This window comes from Gammaproteobacteria bacterium (assembly GCA_041395445.1).
Taxonomy (GTDB): Bacteria; Pseudomonadota; Gammaproteobacteria; order Xanthomonadales; family Marinicellaceae; genus NORP309.
Genome location: JAWLAO010000003.1, coordinates 276245 through 293041, shown reverse-complemented (window position 1 = coordinate 293041; position 16797 = coordinate 276245). Strand labels below are relative to the sequence as shown.

At 39.4% G+C, this 16797-nt stretch carries 14 protein-coding genes; 5 read left to right on the top strand and 9 right to left on the bottom strand.

What is annotated here, in order from left to right; all coding sequences use genetic code 11:
• The first annotated feature begins 6 nt into the window (after positions 1 to 6).
• Positions 7 to 1299: a citrate synthase gene (locus R3F25_07040; GenBank protein ID MEZ5496569.1), complete on the top strand. Its 1293-nt coding sequence runs from the start codon at positions 7 to 9 to the stop codon at positions 1297 to 1299.
• Entirely contained in the window at positions 1271 to 2020 is a 750-nt protein-coding gene (locus R3F25_07035) for a class I SAM-dependent methyltransferase (GenBank protein MEZ5496568.1), read from the top strand. Before R3F25_07040 ends, R3F25_07035 begins: the two co-directional genes overlap by 29 nt.
• On the opposite strand, the gene R3F25_07030 is transcribed toward R3F25_07035, so the two are convergent.
• Positions 2017 to 3054 (bottom strand): saccharopine dehydrogenase NADP-binding domain-containing protein, encoded by a 1038-nt coding sequence (locus R3F25_07030; protein ID MEZ5496567.1) that lies wholly within the window; start codon positions 3052 to 3054, stop codon positions 2017 to 2019. The two genes, R3F25_07035 and R3F25_07030, sit on opposite strands and share 4 nt — an antisense overlap.
• 123 nt (positions 3055 to 3177) lie before the next feature.
• On the bottom strand, positions 3178 to 5247 hold the full coding sequence (locus tag R3F25_07025; GenBank protein ID MEZ5496566.1) for a M3 family metallopeptidase: 2070 nt from the start codon (positions 5245 to 5247) through the stop codon (positions 3178 to 3180).
• A gap of 312 nt (positions 5248 to 5559) precedes the next feature.
• Here R3F25_07025 and R3F25_07020 point away from each other — a divergent pair, with 312 nt between their 5' ends.
• The 3 genes from R3F25_07020 (at position 5560) to R3F25_07010 (ending at position 9934) form a co-directional block, all read left to right on the top strand.
• Positions 5560 to 7470, top strand: a complete 1911-nt coding sequence (locus R3F25_07020) for a 5'-nucleotidase C-terminal domain-containing protein (protein ID MEZ5496565.1) — start codon at positions 5560 to 5562, stop codon at positions 7468 to 7470.
• A 72-nt stretch (positions 7471 to 7542) separates the two neighbouring features.
• Positions 7543 to 9567 carry an FAD-dependent oxidoreductase gene (locus R3F25_07015; protein ID MEZ5496564.1) on the top strand — a complete coding sequence of 675 codons (2025 nt, stop codon included), beginning with the start codon at positions 7543 to 7545 and terminating at the stop codon, positions 9565 to 9567.
• A complete protein-coding gene (locus tag R3F25_07010) occupies positions 9557 to 9934 on the top strand; it encodes a hypothetical protein (protein MEZ5496563.1) in 378 nt (125 codons plus the stop codon). The genes R3F25_07015 and R3F25_07010 overlap by 11 nt, the downstream gene beginning before the upstream one ends.
• A gap of 2 nt (positions 9935 to 9936) precedes the next feature.
• Here the strand turns inward: R3F25_07010 and nhaA are convergent, their stop codons facing one another.
• The 7 genes from nhaA to hfq all read right to left on the bottom strand — a co-directional run bounded on the left by nhaA (position 9937) and on the right by hfq (position 16794).
• Positions 9937 to 11118 (bottom strand): Na+/H+ antiporter NhaA, encoded by a 1182-nt coding sequence (gene nhaA, locus R3F25_07005; GenBank protein ID MEZ5496562.1) that lies wholly within the window; start codon positions 11116 to 11118, stop codon positions 9937 to 9939.
• 91 nt (positions 11119 to 11209) lie between these two features.
• The gene (locus R3F25_07000) at positions 11210 to 11794 is read right to left on the bottom strand and encodes a YceI family protein (protein ID MEZ5496561.1); all 585 of its coding nucleotides are present in this window, start codon (positions 11792 to 11794) and stop codon (positions 11210 to 11212) included.
• A 3-nt stretch (positions 11795 to 11797) separates the two neighbouring features.
• Positions 11798 to 13093 (bottom strand): adenylosuccinate synthase, encoded by a 1296-nt coding sequence (locus R3F25_06995; GenBank protein ID MEZ5496560.1) that lies wholly within the window; start codon positions 13091 to 13093, stop codon positions 11798 to 11800.
• Positions 13094 to 13113: 20 nt separating this feature from the next.
• Positions 13114 to 13977, bottom strand: a complete 864-nt coding sequence (hflC, locus tag R3F25_06990; GenBank protein ID MEZ5496559.1) for a protease modulator HflC — start codon at positions 13975 to 13977, stop codon at positions 13114 to 13116.
• On the bottom strand, positions 13978 to 15147 hold the full coding sequence (hflK, locus tag R3F25_06985) for an FtsH protease activity modulator HflK (protein ID MEZ5496558.1): 1170 nt from the start codon (positions 15145 to 15147) through the stop codon (positions 13978 to 13980).
• Between the two features lie 29 nt (positions 15148 to 15176).
• Positions 15177 to 16466: a ribosome rescue GTPase HflX gene (hflX, locus tag R3F25_06980; GenBank protein MEZ5496557.1), complete on the bottom strand. Its 1290-nt coding sequence runs from the start codon at positions 16464 to 16466 to the stop codon at positions 15177 to 15179.
• Between the two features lie 91 nt (positions 16467 to 16557).
• Positions 16558 to 16794 carry an RNA chaperone Hfq gene (gene hfq, locus R3F25_06975; GenBank protein ID MEZ5496556.1) on the bottom strand — a complete coding sequence of 79 codons (237 nt, stop codon included), beginning with the start codon at positions 16792 to 16794 and terminating at the stop codon, positions 16558 to 16560.
• Positions 16795 to 16797 lie beyond the last annotated feature (3 nt).

The following is a 16797-nucleotide window of genomic DNA, read 5'->3' as shown; positions in this document are numbered from 1 at the left end:
AAATCCATGAGCAAAGAACATGTAAAATTAAATTTTCCGGGTAACGACAAAACAGTCGAGTTACCAGTTATCAAAGGATCGATGGGACCTCCTACCTTTGATCTTAATACACTCTACAAAAATTCAGGATATTTTACCTATGATTCCGGATACGCTGCTACTGCATCATGCACGAGCGCGATTACATACATTGACGGGGCAAAAGGAATTCTTTTATATCGTGGATATCCGATAGAACAATTGGCAGAAAAATCCAATTTTGTCGAAACTTCATATTTGCTTTTACATGGTGAGCTTCCAACCAAACAGCAGTATCATGATTTTGATAACGAAGTCAGATACCACACAATGGTTCATGAGAAGATGAAGAACCTGATGCAAGGTTTCCAATACGATGCTCACCCAATGGCAATGATGGTTGGTGTTGTCGGTTCGTTTGCAGCGTTCTATCATGACTGGATGAATATGTCTGATCCGGCAGACAGAAGACTGGCAGCCATTCGTTTGATTGCAAAAATTCCGACAATTGCAGCATCTGTTTATAAAAACTCTGTAGGACAACCTTTTATTTATCCTCGCAATGACTTAGGTTTTACCGAAAGGTTATTACACATGATGTATTCAGTACCTTCCGAACCTTATGAACCAAATCAAATTGCAGCAAAGGCTTTGGATTTGCTTTTTATTCTGCATGCGGATCATGAACAAAATGCCAGTACCTCAACAGTCAGATTGGTTGGATCAACAGGAGCGAATCCTTTTGCATGTGTTTCAGCGGGTATAGCTTCACTCTGGGGACCTGCACATGGTGGAGCCAATGAAGCAGTTCTGAACATGCTGGATCAAATTGGTAGCGTTGCAAATATTGACAAATATGTTGATAAAGCAAAAGACAAAGACGACCCTTTCCGTTTGATGGGTTTTGGACATCGTGTTTATAAAAACTTCGATCCAAGAGCAACAATTATTCGCAAAGCCTGTCACGAAGTTCTTAATGAGTTAGGAATTAAAGATCCGCAATTAGAACTGGCAATGAAACTGGAAGAAATTGCTTTACAGGATGAGTATTTCGTTGAGAAAAAACTCTATCCAAACGTCGATTTCTACTCAGGAATTATCTACAAAGCATTAGGTATTCCAAAACAAATGTTCACTGTGATGTTTGCAATTGCAAGAACAGTTGGTTGGGTTTCTCAATGGCTGGAGCAATATGAAACACCAGATACTCGCATCGGCAGACCTCGTCAGGTTTATACCGGTCCTGCTACCCGTGATTATAAGGACTTTTCCAAACGCTGATAAAATCCGTTTGGTTGCTGAAGGTATAAAAGCACGACTATTACAATTGGGTCTGAATCAAGCAGATTTAGACCCAATTTTACATCAGCATCCGCAATATCAATTGCAACTGTACGAAAACAAACTCGCTGTTTTTTTTAATGAAAGTCACAGAAAACTTCAATACCATGTTTTTGTCGACTTCCATTCCGCCAAGATGCAATATCGTTCAGGGGCTCATATCAACGCTGAAAAACTGGTCAAAGCCGTTGTTGGTAAAAGTAAAACATCTCTCAAAGTATTGGATGCCACTGCCGGATTTGGCAAAGACAGTTATTTACTTGCATTAGCCGGTTGTCAGATAACCGCTTGCGAATCCAACCCACTTATGTTTGCTTTGCTTAAGGATGGCTTCTTACGAGGTGAGATTGAAACAATTGATTTAAAACATGATAACTCGCAAACCGTTATAGATGAAGGCGAGTATGATGTGATTTATCTGGATCCAATGTATCCGCAATCGGGCAAGTCGGCAAAAAACAATAAAGACATGGCATTTCTGCAAGATATCGTTGGACACCAACCGGAAATGGCAGAAATTTTGCTGGAAAAGTCTCTCAAATCGAAAACAAAAAAAATCGTTGTTAAACGTCCGGTTAAATCTGAATTTGTTCTCGGCAAGAAACCCACTTCACAAATTATCAGCAAAGCGGTGCGTTTTGATATTTATGCCAGAAGTTAAGAATTGCTCTCGCTGACTTCTTCTATAACACGATTATGAGCCAATTGACTCGGTGTGAAATAGCCACTTTTATGGCTATTCAATGTGTATTCCACCATTTTCAAACTGCCATTAACAGTCAGTTTGTAGCCGTTGTCTGTCACCATTCTTAATTGTTTAATTTCACCTTTGGCATTCTGAACCTCTCCCCAAAGATAAGTTTTCAACAGTTCTCTTTGCTCATTGGAAGGACCTTTCACTTTGCCGGCTTTTTTCTTCAAAATATTTTGCACAAATTTTGTTTTTAACAAAAATCGAATCCAATTGAGGCGTCTCAAGGTTTTGACCAATTTCGGAGACGAGGGGATATAAACCTCAATATTTGGAATTCCGGTGGATGTATAAGCTGTGGAAATATCTCCCCAAGGAATCGTCATAGCCAGTTTTTCGCCATTTCCGAAATCAATTTTTCGGGTTTTAAACGCCAAAGGAACTTTTTGCAGTTTACCGTCTTTACGAACCTTTCCACCATTTCCTAAACCCTCAACAGAAGTTTTTGCAGTTCCCGCACTCAACCCGGAACGTGAATCAAATCCTAACGTTAAATGTGTCGCATCCGACATTAACTCTTTTAATTGTGATGCCAGACAATCCGTAGGAATCACATCAAAGCCGACACCCGGGCACACCACAATACCGCTATTTTTTGCTTCGTTATCAAGTGATTTTGCATGCTCAAAAACTGAAACTTCACCAGTAATATCGAGATAATGAGTTTTAGACTTGAGACAAGCCTGAATCATCGGAGCAGATGTTTGCGAAAAAGGACCTGCACAATGCAAAACCAGATCCACATTAGACAGATTCTCAGAAATTTTATCAACATCATCTAAATCGAAAACTTTAAAAGGTAATTTTAACTCATTGGCAAGAGCTGTAATAGCTTGTTCATTTCTTCCTGCAATAGTCGGCTGCAAACCATTTCCTACAGCTTTTTTGGCAATCAACTCTCCAGAGTAACCATTAGCACCATAAATCATCCAGTTGTTATTCATTGGTTTTCTTTTTTTTGAATGATTATACAGCATACCACATAGATATATGACTCAGGAATAATAATTATAACCAAAGGAGTCAGACACCTTAAACCCAACCCCTTTGACTAATAATAATCCGCTTTATTCCGGAATCGGAAAACCTCTATCACGCATCAATGCATCAATTTTTGCATCTCTGCCACGGAATTTTCTGAAGGCTTCTGCAGGGTCAAGAGTGTTTCTTGGAGCAAACAGGTATTTAACCAGTTTCGCAGCTAAATCTTTGTCATAGAAACCGCCCGGTGCTTGTGCAAATGCTTCTGCTGCATCGGATGTCAGCACATCTGCCCACATATAGCCGTAATATGCAGTTGCATAACCTTCACCTGAGAATACATGTCCAAAGTGTGGTGTTCGATGGCGCATCACCAATTCATTTGGCATATTTAATTCAGCCAATGTTTCGCGTTCAAATTTATCAGGATCATCCGTTGGTTCTGACATGTGTAATCTCATATCCATCAATGCCGATGCCAGATATTCAGTGGTCGCAAAACCTTGATTGAATGTCGATGTTTTCTTGATTTTGGCAATTAGTTCTTTAGGAATCACTTCGCCGGTTTCATTGTGTTTGAGGAAACGATTTATCACTTCATCGGTTGATAACCAGCGTTCCAAAAGTTGTGATTGAAATTCAGTATAATCTCTGACGCCGCCATTCAAACTGGGATATCTCACATTGGAAGACAACGCATGCAAAGCATGTCCGAATTCATGGAAGAAAGTTTGTGCATCATCCCATGAAATCAGTGTTGGTTTACCTTCAGCCGCTTTGACATAGTTGGAATTGTTTGAAGATAAAACAGTTTCCTTGCCGTTGTATGTGGAGTGAGAACGATACGAACTCGCCCAAGCACCGGAGCGTTTGCCTTTACGAGCAAACGGATCAAGATACCATAAGCCAATATGTTCACCACTATCAATATCTGTGACTTCCCAAACTTTGACGTCAGAATGATAAACAGGCACTTCTCCTTCGGCTAAAGGTGTAAATTTGTAATTAAACAATTGAGCTGCCACATAATGCAAAGCATCTGTCAGGTTGCCTAATTCCAGATATTGTTTGATTTCATTAGAGTCTAAATCATACTTTTGTTTGCGAACTTTTTCTGCATAGTATCGATAATCCCAGGGCTCGATTTTCACACCGTCCTTATCAGCTATTTTTTGCATATCGGCAACTTCTTCGTGCACTCGGGCTACAGCAGCCGGCCAAACGGCTTCCATTAAATTTAATGCGTTTTCAGGTGTTTTCGCCATACGGTTCTGCAAACGCCACTGTGCATAGTTGTCATAACCAAGCAGGTTGACCCTATCACGACGGAGCTTCAGTATTTTTGAAATGACTTGGTTATTATCAAACTCATCAGCATTATCGCCACGTGAGTAGTAATTGGTCCAGACGGTTTTACGCAACTCTCTTTCATCAGAAAAAGTTAAAAACGGATCCATGGATGAGCGTGTATTCACGACAACATACATTCCCGGTTTCCCACGGGCTTCAGCGGCTGCTCCAGCAGCATCAATAAATGATTGTGGAAGTCCGCCTAATTGATCTTTAGACAGAAAAGTATCGTAATTTTCTTCATCGTGTAAAATATTATTAGCAAATTGAGTATAAAGTTCAGATAGTTCTTTATTAATTTCTGCGTATTTTTTCTTTTTCTCATCATCCAGTTCGGCCCCACTCATGGCAAAACCTTCATAAGTGAGTTGAACAACACGTTGTTGATCTTCATCCAAAGGATTTTTCAAACTATTTTCATAAACGGTTTTTACTCTTTGGAACAATTTCTTGTTTTGATTAATTTTAGAACTCAATTCCGAGTATTTTGGAGCCAACTCACGTTGTATGGCTCTAAATTCATCACTGGAAATATTACTGCTCCAGCGACCAATATATGTTCCCAATCGATTAAGCAGTTCACCTGATTTTTCCAATTCTACAATCGTATTTTCAAAGGTTGCCGGTTGTGGATTATTGGCAATGGCATCTATTTCGGCGAGATTTTGTTGCATACCATATTCAAATGCCGGTTTGATATCAGCAATTTGCATCTTGTCAAATGCCGGAACGCCACCATAAGGCCCAGTCCATTTTTGCAGTAAAGGGTTTGTCATATCAGGAGTTTGTGTTGCTTGTTTTGTCATTTCGGTTTTAGTACAACCGCTCAGCAATATTGTCGCTGAAAGTCCAAGTATTGTTAATGTTTTCATATCATTTCCACTCTTTTAATTCATCAGGGATGCTACCATTGCATATTTTTTTTAACAGTCCCAAAAGTCATGTTTTATGCTGGTACATAAATCAAGCATGTCTTTATCGAAAATTTAATTATTCTAATGAGTTAGAATATGTCGTTTTACCACTAGGCTTTTTATGATATTTCCCTTTTAAACTTGCATTCGTATCTATTTTCATTATATTAGTGACTTCTAATTTTATCTTTTTCCAGAGTAACAATGTCAGAAATAAACAGACGTAATATGCTTAAACTATTAGGTCTTGGAGCTGTCACTGCGACAATTCCGGGGCTCATTTCCTGCCAATCGAACAGCAAAGCTGTTTTGCCAAAAGACTTTTATAAACTTCCAATGAAAGGTCAGGCAAGAATTCTACATATAACGGATGTTCACGGGCAACTAAAGCCGGTTTATTTTCGTGAGCCAAATGTCAACCTTGGAGTCGGCCCTGCTTATGGAAGACCACCGCATGTTGTTGGAAACAAATTATTACAAGCTATGGGCTTAAAATCTTCCAGCGCTGAATCTTATGCTTATACCTATTTGGACTTTCAGAATCAGGCAAAAAAACTGGGAAAAACCGGTGGATATGCACACTTAAAAACTTTACTTGATGATTTAAGAAATCAAGCCGGTGGCAAACAAAACACCTTAACCATTGATGGCGGAGATTTATGGCAAGGCTCTGGAACATCACTTTGGACTCGTGGTGTGGATATGGTTGAAGCGTCCAATATTCTGGGCTTGGACGTAATGGTTGGACACTGGGAATTTACCTACAAAGAAAATGAAGTCTTGAGCAATGTCGCGTTGTTTAAAGGTGATTTCATCGGACAAAATGTCAAAGTGAAAGAAGAAGCCTTGTTTGATGAGAACTATGAAAGAATGGTTGAAAAATATGATGGCAACGGACTTTTCGACGAGGACAGCGGTCATGCTTTTCAACCTTATGTCATCAAAACTGTCAATGGTTTAAGAATCTGTATAGTTGGACAAGCATTTCCAAGAACATCCAACGCCAACCCTCAGGAGTTTTTCCCTGACTGGTCATTTGGTTTGCGTGAAGAAGAGATGATAGAGCTTGTGCAAGCAATCAAAGAAGATGAAAACCCGGATGCTATTGTTCTGCTTTCCCATAATGGTATGGATGTTGATATTAAAATGGCAGAACGTGTTCCCGGACTTAACGCTGTATTCGGTGGACACACACACGATGGCATGCCAAAACCCATTAAAGTTAAAAATATCGATGGTGGAACATGTTTGGTCACAAACGCAGGATCAAACGGTAAATATGTTGGTGTGATGGACTTTGATATACAAGATGGAAAAGTGGTAGATATGGATTACACCATGTTACCTGTGATTACCAATTGGTTGCCCGCTGATAAGGAAATGGAAGCCTATATCGATCAAATGCGTCAAACAACTTATGATGAAAATATTGTTGAATCGCGTGCCAAAGACCGATTCTACAATCCACAGAGATTAGGCAAAACTTATGAAGATATTTTGTCTGAAAAATTAGCCATTGCTGATAGGCTGTTGTATCGTCGCGGAAATTTTATGGGAACGTGGGATCAGATTCTTTGTAATGCACTTCGTGAAGAATATGATGCCGATGTCTCAATGTCAGCCGGTGTTCGTTGGGGTGTAACGACTCTCAAAGGCGACTGGATAACTATGGAAGATGTGATGAGTCAATGTTCAATGACTTATGGAGAAACCTACTCAACAGAGATGACTGGTGAAATGCTCCTTAACACGCTTGAAAGTGTCGCTGATAACTTGTTTGATGAAGATCCTTATTTGCAATCCGGTGGAGATATGGTTCGAATTGGTGGCATGGATTACACCATTGAACCGGGTAAGCCACTGGGACAGAGAATCACAGAAGCTCGACTAGACAACGGTGAAGCTATTGACCCGGATAAAACTTACAAAGTTGCCGGTTGGGCCAGTGTTGGTAAAGCACCGAATGGTCGATTAATGTGGGATGTTGTAAGAGATTATATCCTAAACAACAAATCTAATGACGATATTCTCAGATTGCCCAAAATCAATCATCCAAAATTGATTGGTGTGAATGATAATCCGGGAATCGCAGATTATCCGGGCGAGACTGCTTAATTACCTAATTAGTTGAAGTCTTTTCAGTTCAATGTTATAAAAACAGTTGTCTAATTGCATAGCTGTTTTTTTATGTCTTCACGCTACGACATTTTATTTGAGCCTGTTCCAATCGGACCAGTAACCGCTCCGAATCGTTTTTATCAGGTGCCGCATTGCAATGGTATGGGACATCGTTTTCCGAGGTCATTGGCTCGGATGCGAGGTATCAAGGCCGAGGGTGGCTGGGGTGTGGTTTGTACTGAAGAAGTGGAAATCCATCCGTCCTCTGATATTACTCCTTACAATCAAGGACGGCTTTGGGATGATTCAGATATTGCTAATTTACAGATGATGACCGATGCTGTGCATGAGCATGGTTCTTTGGCAGGAATAGAGCTTGTTTATCAAGGTTTATCCGGTAAAAATTATTATTCAAGACTGCCAACATTTGCTCCAACTAATGCCAGTGTGCTTGGTGGTTATCCCATGCAGGCACGAGCTATGAGCAAGTCGGATATCAAGCAATTTCGTCAATGGCATAAAGATGCAGCAATTCGATCAAAAAAAGCCGGTTTTGATATTGTTTATACTTATGCCGGGCATGGATTATCGGTTTTAATGCACTTTCTTTCCCGACGCTTTAATGACAGAACCGATGAATATGGCGGTTGTCTTGAGAACCGGGTTCGATTGCTCAAAGAGGTTTTAATCGATACCAAGGAAGCAGTTGGAGATACTTGTGCAGTCGCCTTGCGGATTGCTGTTGATGAACTTTTAGGAAAAAATGGAATTGAAGCTGATGGTGAGGGTTCGGATATTATTAAAATGTTAGCTGATATACCGGATCTTTGGGATGTGAATGTTTCCGGTTGGGAGAATGATTCACAAACATCGCGTTTTTCCAAAGAAGGATTTCAGGAACAATACACCAAACATGTCAAAAAACTGACTAATAAACCGGTGGTCGGCGTTGGTCGTTTCACTTCTCCTGATGCCATGGTTTCACAAATTAAACGAGGTGTACTGGATTTAATCGGCGCGGCAAGACCGTCAATTGCTGATCCCTTCTTACCAAATAAAATCAAAAATAATCAAACTGATAACATCCGTGAGTGTATCGGTTGTAATATTTGTGTATCCAGCGACAATTACGCAGCTCCGATTCGTTGCACTCAAAACCCGACGATGGGCGAAGAGTGGCGAAGAGATTGGCATCCTGAGATAATTCAACCTAAACACGCAGAAGAGTCGGTATTGGTTGTGGGTTCAGGACCTTCGGGTCTGGAGTGTGGGCTATCATTAGCGAAACGAGGATATCATGTAGTCATTGCTGAAAAACAATCGGTTGCCGGTGGTCGCGTTTTAAGAGAATCCAAACTTCCAGGGCTTTCCGAATGGAAGCGCGTGATGGATTATCGCCTCAATCAGTTGCAACAAATGCCCAATGTAGAAATATATTTTGAAAGTGAAGTCACACTTGAAAACATCAAAGAATTTGGTTTTGACAATGTCATTCTCGCAACAGGCTCTAAATGGAAAAACAACGGTCAATCCCGTTATACCAGAGCTCCCCTGTTGCACGATAACTCTATTTATATTTTAACTCCTGATGACATTATGGATGGTGTTGTACCCTTCGGAAATGTTCTGGTCTTTGATGCAGAGAACAATTACATGGCAGGTGTCATTTCTGAATTATGCTCAGATCAAGGTTGTAGCGTGAGTTATTTGACACCGGAATCCAAAGCATCCGCATGGACTGAAAACACTCTTGAACAAGAACGAATTCATTCACGGTTGATGCAAAAAAATGTGCCATTGTTTTTGAATCGACAATTGGTTAAAGCTCAAGATGGGCGTGTACACCATCAATGTGTCTATAGTGGCGAGCAACAAGAAACCAAATGTGATACCTTAATACTTGTGACCGAAAGAGAACCTGAAGACCAAATCTTTACAACTCTGGAGAACAATAACAAGTTTAAACATTTCTCCTTGATTGGTGATGCTTTTACTCCTGGTTTAATTGCCCAAGCAGTTCATTCAGGACATCTTGAAGCACGAGTTTTTGGAGAAAAGAACCCGGATAAATTTTGGTTTAAACGTGATAAATAAAACTCTTAAACTCTTTCTTATATCAACTCTATTCAGCTCTGCTCACGCAGAATCATGGAGTCGCTATGTGCAAACCAAAAACAGGGATGATGTTGAAGTCAGTTTCAGGCAAAAAAGAGAAAATTCCGGTTGGCAGGTCGAATGGAAAGTCGAAAACAACAGTGCTGATACGATTGAACCAGTTCTAAAATTCAGAAAATATATATGTAAAAATGGTTCTTCTCAAGAAATCGGAATACAACAATCTTTAGGGGTAATGGAACCGGAATCGAGAAAACTGAGCGCCATCAGAGACCAAAAAATCTGCTTAAACAGCACTATTGAATTGGTTGAAATAGAAACTGAAATCATAGAGTCTGGCTTGTAGTTTTATTTGGTTTGCTTCAAGCTAAAACGCAGAATCAAATAACCCAAAACTCCGGAAAATAGAGAGCCTAACAGAATTCCCATTCTTTCATCGAATAATAAATTAACCGAGGTTTCTTCAAATGCCAAAGAGCCAATAAACAAACTCATGGTAAACCCAATTCCACATAATGTGGCGACTCCATACATAGACATCCAGGAAAAAGAATCCGGCAATTTCGCCATTTTTAATTTCACTGCCAACCAACAAAAAAACATAATTCCGATTTGTTTTCCGGCAAATAAACCTAATGCAATACCTAGAGAAACACTATGAAATATTTGTTCCATTCCAACTCCGGAAAAATTGATTCCCGCATTTGCAAAAGCAAAAATTGGTAAAATAGCAAAGGCGACAACCGAATGCAAATCATGTTCCATGCTCTTTAGCGGGGAATAATCGGCTTTAGATTTTGACTTCAAGGGAATAAACATTGCCAAGATAATACCTGTCAGAGTTGCATGAACTCCACTCTTTAGCATGGCAACCCACATGATGACTCCAATAAAAATTAACAGACTGGTTGATTCATTTTGACGTTTTCTTAACCAAAATAATACAGCAATACAAGCAGCTACAACGACAAGCGATGTAACAGATATTTTTGATGTATAGAAAAGAGCGATAATTACGATTGCACCAATATCATCGAAAATTGCCAGAGATGTCAGAAAAATTTTAATTGTAACAGGAACTCTTGAGCCCAATAAAGACAAAACACCCAAAGCAAAAGCAATATCAGTTGCTGCCGGAATCGCCCAACCTTGCATTGCAACTGAATCATTACTGTTAAAATAATAATAAATTAACGCAGGTACCAACATTCCTCCAATAGCTCCTGCTGCCGGAAGAATAATTTTGCTGACACTGGATAATTCGCCCTCAACCAGTTCTCTTTTTAGCTCTAAACCGACCAAAAAGAAGAAAACGGCCATCAAACCATCATTAATCCACAATAATAAAGGTTTCGCAATTTGCAATGCACCTATTCTGACCTCAACCGGCGTATCCAAAAGTAAATTGTAATAGGGTTTCCACGGTGAATTGGCAAAAAGAATGGCTGCAATGGCAGCCAGCATTAAGGTGATTCCGCCGGCTGACTCCATCCTGAAGAATTTTTGGATAAATGTTTCTTGTTTTATCATGTTTAAGCTATTCGATGTTTAATAGTTAAGGTTCATCGAAAACCAGATGTATTTTCTGTTAAATTTTTTCTGAGAAAAGAATCTCTGAAATTTATTCAAACCTTTTACTAAAAACCAAAGTGAAATTAACAGGGACTGAAGTTGCAATTGATGGCAGTTTTGCAGCTTCTTGTAATTTGGTAATGCCCTCAGACAAATTATAATCAACTGAATTGATTATAATTGGTCTTAAACTATGAACTGTAAATTTATTTTTACTCACTTTTGTAACAAGAACTTCCGTGGAAATTTTCTTATTTATTCCATGCAAGTTCAAATTGAACTCAACCTGCTTTTTAACAATAGTTGAATCAGGAGTATCATTGACAAATAAAACATCAGTTATTGATGAAATTTTTGCAACAGGAAATTCATTGGTTTCAAAAAGCATGCTTTGCATACGTTCATTTCTTATTGGAATATTCGTTTCAATACTGTTTAAATCAACATTAATGGCAACATATCCTTTAGTATCAATACCTCCGGTGAGTTTTTTGAAATGATGCACCTCAGCCATAGATGATTTTTTTATAGAAACAAAGTTTAGTTCTGATTCCAAAACATCCAGTTGCCATTGTGCTTGAGCAACAGGTACGAAAATGTTTAATAATAAAAATGTAACTATAGTTTTTGTCATACCTTATCCTAAAAGAGGGTTTTTGATTATTATATTTTCATCCCTGTCAGGACCGGTAGAAATAATATGCACCGGGGTATCCGTATAATCAGCAATTTTATCAATTAAAGCGATTGCCTGTGATGGTAAATCGTTGAACTCTGTGATTCCTTTAGTTATTGATTTCCAGCCACTCAAAGTTTCATAGACCGGCTTGATTTTTCCCCAACTCTCGGCACTATCCGGAAAACTTTGTTGGTGTTTTCCATCTACTTCATAAGCGGTACAGACCTTGATTTCAGAAAAAGTATCAAGAACATCGAGTTTGGTCACACAAATTCCGGTCACGCCATTCATTTGAACAGCTCGTTTTAAAGCAACCAAGTCAAGCCAGCCACAACGACGAGGACGACCGGTTGTTGCACCGAACTCGACACCGTTTTTAGCCAACATTTTGCCATCGTCATCAAACAATTCTGTCGGAAACGGACCTGAACCCACACGCGTGGTATAGGCTTTAGTGATTCCCAGTACATAGCTGATATCTGTCACTCCTAAACCGGTTCCGGTTGATGCAGCACCGGCTGTGGTATTTGAAGAAGTCACAAAAGGGTAAGTTCCATGATCGATGTCGAGCAAAGAGCCTTGAGCTCCTTCAAGTAAAACTGATTTTCCTTGTTGCTGCATCTCATGAAGTTCAGCAGTAACATCAGCATTCATTTCCTTGAGTTGTTCACCAAAACTTAATGCTTGCTGATAAACTTTATCAAAATTCAAGGGTTGATGTTTGAAGTAATTTTCGATAACAAAGTTATGGTATTCCAGTGTTTCTGTGAGTTTTTCGTGAAGCAGTTTTGCATCCAATAAGTCTCCGAAACGAACTCCTCTCCTTGCCACTTTATCTTCATAGGCAGGACCGATTCCACGTCCTGTTGTTCCTATCGCATTTCCACCTTTGGCCTTTTCACGCAATTGATCAAGCAATATATGATAAGGCATAATGATTGGTGCTGCACTTGAGATTCGCAAGCGAGAACGAACATCGACACCGGCTTTTTCAAGCTCCTTAATCTCTGTAATCAAAGCCTCAGGCTCAACAACAACACCATTGCCAATGTAACAAGCCACTCCTTCTCGGAGGATTCCCGATGGAACAAGATGTAAAACTGTCTTCTGCCCATTAATAATCAAAGTATGGCCTGCGTTATGACCACCTTGAAAACGAACCACAGCATCGGCATTATCAGTCAGCAAATCAACAATCTTACCTTTGCCTTCATCTCCCCATTGCGTCCCCAGAACAACTGTATTTTTTTTCATACGTCTCGATTTTATATCAATTATTTGTTATTAAAGTGCTTGAAAAATTCAGATTTTGCATCCAAAAGCATCATACTACCGGATTCTGTAAAGCTGTTTTTGTACGCTTCAAGGCTTCTCAAAAAAGAATATAACTCTTGATTTTTATTGTAAGCACTCGCATAAACCCGAGTTGCTTCTGCATCGCCCTCACCACGAAGTTTTGCAGCTTCTTTATTGGCATTTGCCACCAAAACTCGAACATTTTTGTCGGTTTCGGCTCGAATATTCACTGCTTCTTTTTGTCCGTTGGAACGATGTTCAGCCGCTTCAGCCGCTCTTTCTGAACGCATACGATTGAAAACAGATTCACTGACGGCATCACTCAAGTTAATTCTTTTGATGCGGACATCAACAACTTCTATTCCGAAGTTCTCAGCTATTGGTTTGGCTTTTTTCGCAAGCGATTCCATAATTTCAACCCTCTGAGTTGCAATCACTTGTTGCAATGTACGGTGTGAAAACTCTTCCAACAATGCATTCTTTATCACATCACTTAAACGTCTCTCCGCCGCAGACCTCAAACCGGAAAAAGTCGTGTAATAATCCACAACATTTTTGATTTTCCACTTCACAAAGTAGTCCACTTTTAAATACTCATTGTCAGTATTTAAAATAGAGGTTGGTTTATTATCCAATGTTTGAATTCTTGAGTCGAACTTTTTAATTTCATGAACTCCCGGAATTCTCCAATGCAATCCCGGTTTATAGTCGTACTTTTCAACTTTACCAATCTTTAACTTGATTGCCAGCTCCTTTTCATTCACTGTAAAAGTAAATGTCGCCAGAACAATGACTGAAAGTAAGATTAAAATTAATAATGCTGTTAATTTATTTCCCATCATTTATCTCCCTGTTCTACCGGTGCGAGTTGAGGTTGATTGGCTTCTTTCATAGCTGGACTCATTTTGATTGGATGAGCCGGTAACTTGAGAGGGGCTTAAATAAATCTTCTCTGATGAATTTGAATTGTTGGTTTTCATCATTTGATCGAGCGGCAAATACATCATGTTATTGCTATTTTCAGAATCAATAATTACTTTTGATGTATTGCTCAAAACTTTTTCCATGGTATCTAAATACAACCTTTCCTTTGTGACTTCGGGTGCAAGCTCATACTGTGAACGCACCAAGTCGAATTGTTCAGACTCACCTTCTGCTTTCGCGATAGTTGCCAGCTTGTAAGCTTCTGCTTCCTGAACAATTTTTAACGCACTACCTTCTGCCAAGGGAATCTTTTGTCTGGCATACTCGTTGGCTTCATTGATATAGGTTTTTGCATCTTCTCTAGCTTTTACCACATCGTCAAAAGCTTCTTTAACTTGTGCCGGCGGATGAACCTCTTTAAAGTTGAAATTTGTAACTTGAACACCTGAATAGTATTGATCCAGCATTAATTGCAACTCATTGACAATATTATTGATTGCCACTTCACGATTTTCATTTAAAAGATGGCTCATTGTGTTTGTGCCGACAACTTGTCTCACAGCACTTTCAGCAGCATGTTTGACAGTTGCTGTGGGATTTTCTAACAAAAACAGATAGTCATAGATGTTGCTTTCTCTAATGCGATATTGAATATCAAACTCTAAAAACACCAGGTTTTTATCTTCGGTCAGCATTTCTCCACTCTCGCTGACTGAATATAATTGGTTGATATCTACCTTGTAAACTTCCGATATTGGTTTTGGCCAAGTGAAATTTAATCCCGGCTCCATTGTTTTAGCATATTTCCCGAATGTCAGTACAACACCGCGTTCTGAAGGTCCGATTTTATATGCTGATGTCCAGCCAACATAGATTGCAACAAGTAGTAAAACAAAGAAGACAGGGAAAGAGGAGGAACTATTTGGTGTTGATGAAGAGCTTCCACCACCAAAAATTGATTTCAATTTATTAAAAAAATTAGAAATACTTTGTTCTAAATCAGGTGGTTTTTTCCCTCCTGAGCCCCAAGGGTCATTGCCCTTTTTTTTATCATCGTCTTTATTTCCGCCGGGTTCATTCCAGGCCATATTGTACTCCGAGTTTTGAACTTTTAAATTTATAAAACTGTATGAAGAAATTTACCACATTCATCATCTCTTGCTGCCAATTGTTGCCATTTTTCGGGAGAAAGTTCGACTTTTAATGACCAACTATTGTCTTCATTAAAAACTTCATTCCGAACAGCTCCCAATTGATAAAACAAAGCACGCAGCTTCCCAAATTGACCAGGCAACAAAATATCTTTCACTAAATGGGTACGATTAAAGCGTTCTTCAATAGCTTTTAACAACATTTCTACACCACTTCCTGTTTGAGCGGATAGCCAGCATTGTTCCACCAGACCATTTTCATCCTTTATCACTTTTGGATCGAGATGATTGAGGTCTATTTTGTTAAAAACTTCAACGACCGGAATTTCATCTACACCTATTTGTTCTAGAACCGATTTGACTTCTAAAATATGTTCGTCCATCTCAGGATTATTGCAATCGATAACATGTATGAGCAAGTCTGCTTCTACAGCTTCTTGCAAGGTCGCCTGAAATGCTGCAACCAAATCATGTGGTAAATCACGCACAAAACCAACGGTATCGCTTGCGACTACTTCCGTTCCCTGAATACCCGGAAGTTTTCTAACTGTCGGGTCTAGTGTTGCAAAGAGTTGGTCAGCCGCATAGACTTTGGACTCCGTCATACGGTTGAACAAGGTTGATTTTCCGGCGTTGGTGTAACCGACAAAAGCAATCATTTTGGTTCCGCTTTGTTTACGGCCACTTCGTCCTTGATTTCTCTGTTTGATAACTTTATCGAGTTTGCTTTTTAACTTTTTCACCCTAACAGCTAAAAGCCTGCGGTCGGTTTCCAATTGAGTTTCACCCGGACCACGCATACCGATTCCACCCTTTTGCCTTTCAAGGTGAGTCCAACCCCGAACCAAGCGTGTGGAAAGGTGACGAAGTTGTGCCAATTCGACCTGTAACATGCCTTCATACGAACGCGCTCTTTGTGCAAAAATATCAAGAATGAGTGTGGTTCTGTCAAGCACTCTGCATTTACAAAGAGATTCCAGATTTCTTTCCTGAATAGGGCTGAGTGCAACATCAACCAAAACCAAATCTGCACCCTTTTCTGAAACTTCTTGAGCGACTTTCTCAGCATTTCCAGTACCAATGAAAAACTTCGGTTCAGGGATTTTTCTTGATGGGCTTAAAACATCGAGAACAACTGCACCTGCTGACAAGGCCAGTTCAGAAAATTCTGTCACTTTTTCAGCATGCCCACTTCCCGAATTTGGACAAACGAGAATTGCGAGTTGACCCTTTTTTTTGCGTTCCTGATCTAACAAATTAATTGGTACGATTAAACAAAGTCGTATTATAAACGATACGAACTAAAGTGTGTTTTAATTTGAAGTACCGAAGGAAAATCTCAGAAAATTAGCTGTTATTTTCGAATTTATGCGTATCAATTAACTTTGCCGGAACAATTGTCGAGATGGCATGCTTATAAACCATTTGATTGGTATTGTTGTTGTTGAGAACAATTACAAACTGATCAAATGACTCAACCACACCTTGCAGTTTAATACCATTCAGTAAAAATATAGAAACCGAGACTCTTTCCTTTCTCAGTGCGTTCAGAAATGGATCTTGAAGTGATGTCCCTTTTGCCATAGT

What these genes read in the sequence shown, in the direction of transcription:
- hfq (MEZ5496556.1), bottom strand. Translation starts at nt 16,794, where the DNA reads ATGGCAAAAGGGACATCACTTCAAGATCCATTTCTGAACGCACTGAGA.
- R3F25_07020 (MEZ5496565.1), top strand. Translation starts at nt 5,560, where the DNA reads ATGTCAGAAATAAACAGACGTAATATGCTTAAACTATTAGGTCTTGGA.
- R3F25_07030 (MEZ5496567.1), bottom strand. Translation starts at nt 3,054, where the DNA reads ATGAATAACAACTGGATGATTTATGGTGCTAATGGTTACTCTGGAGAG.
- R3F25_07000 (MEZ5496561.1), bottom strand. Translation starts at nt 11,794, where the DNA reads ATGACAAAAACTATAGTTACATTTTTATTATTAAACATTTTCGTACCT.
- hflC (MEZ5496559.1), bottom strand. Translation starts at nt 13,977, where the DNA reads ATGATGGGAAATAAATTAACAGCATTATTAATTTTAATCTTACTTTCA.
- R3F25_07040 (MEZ5496569.1), top strand. Translation starts at nt 7, where the DNA reads ATGAGCAAAGAACATGTAAAATTAAATTTTCCGGGTAACGACAAAACA.
- R3F25_07025 (MEZ5496566.1), bottom strand. Translation starts at nt 5,247, where the DNA reads ATGACAAAACAAGCAACACAAACTCCTGATATGACAAACCCTTTACTG.
- R3F25_06995 (MEZ5496560.1), bottom strand. Translation starts at nt 13,093, where the DNA reads ATGAAAAAAAATACAGTTGTTCTGGGGACGCAATGGGGAGATGAAGGC.
- R3F25_07015 (MEZ5496564.1), top strand. Translation starts at nt 7,543, where the DNA reads ATGTCTTCACGCTACGACATTTTATTTGAGCCTGTTCCAATCGGACCA.
- hflK (MEZ5496558.1), bottom strand. Translation starts at nt 15,147, where the DNA reads ATGGCCTGGAATGAACCCGGCGGAAATAAAGACGATGATAAAAAAAAG.
- nhaA (MEZ5496562.1), bottom strand. Translation starts at nt 11,118, where the DNA reads ATGATAAAACAAGAAACATTTATCCAAAAATTCTTCAGGATGGAGTCA.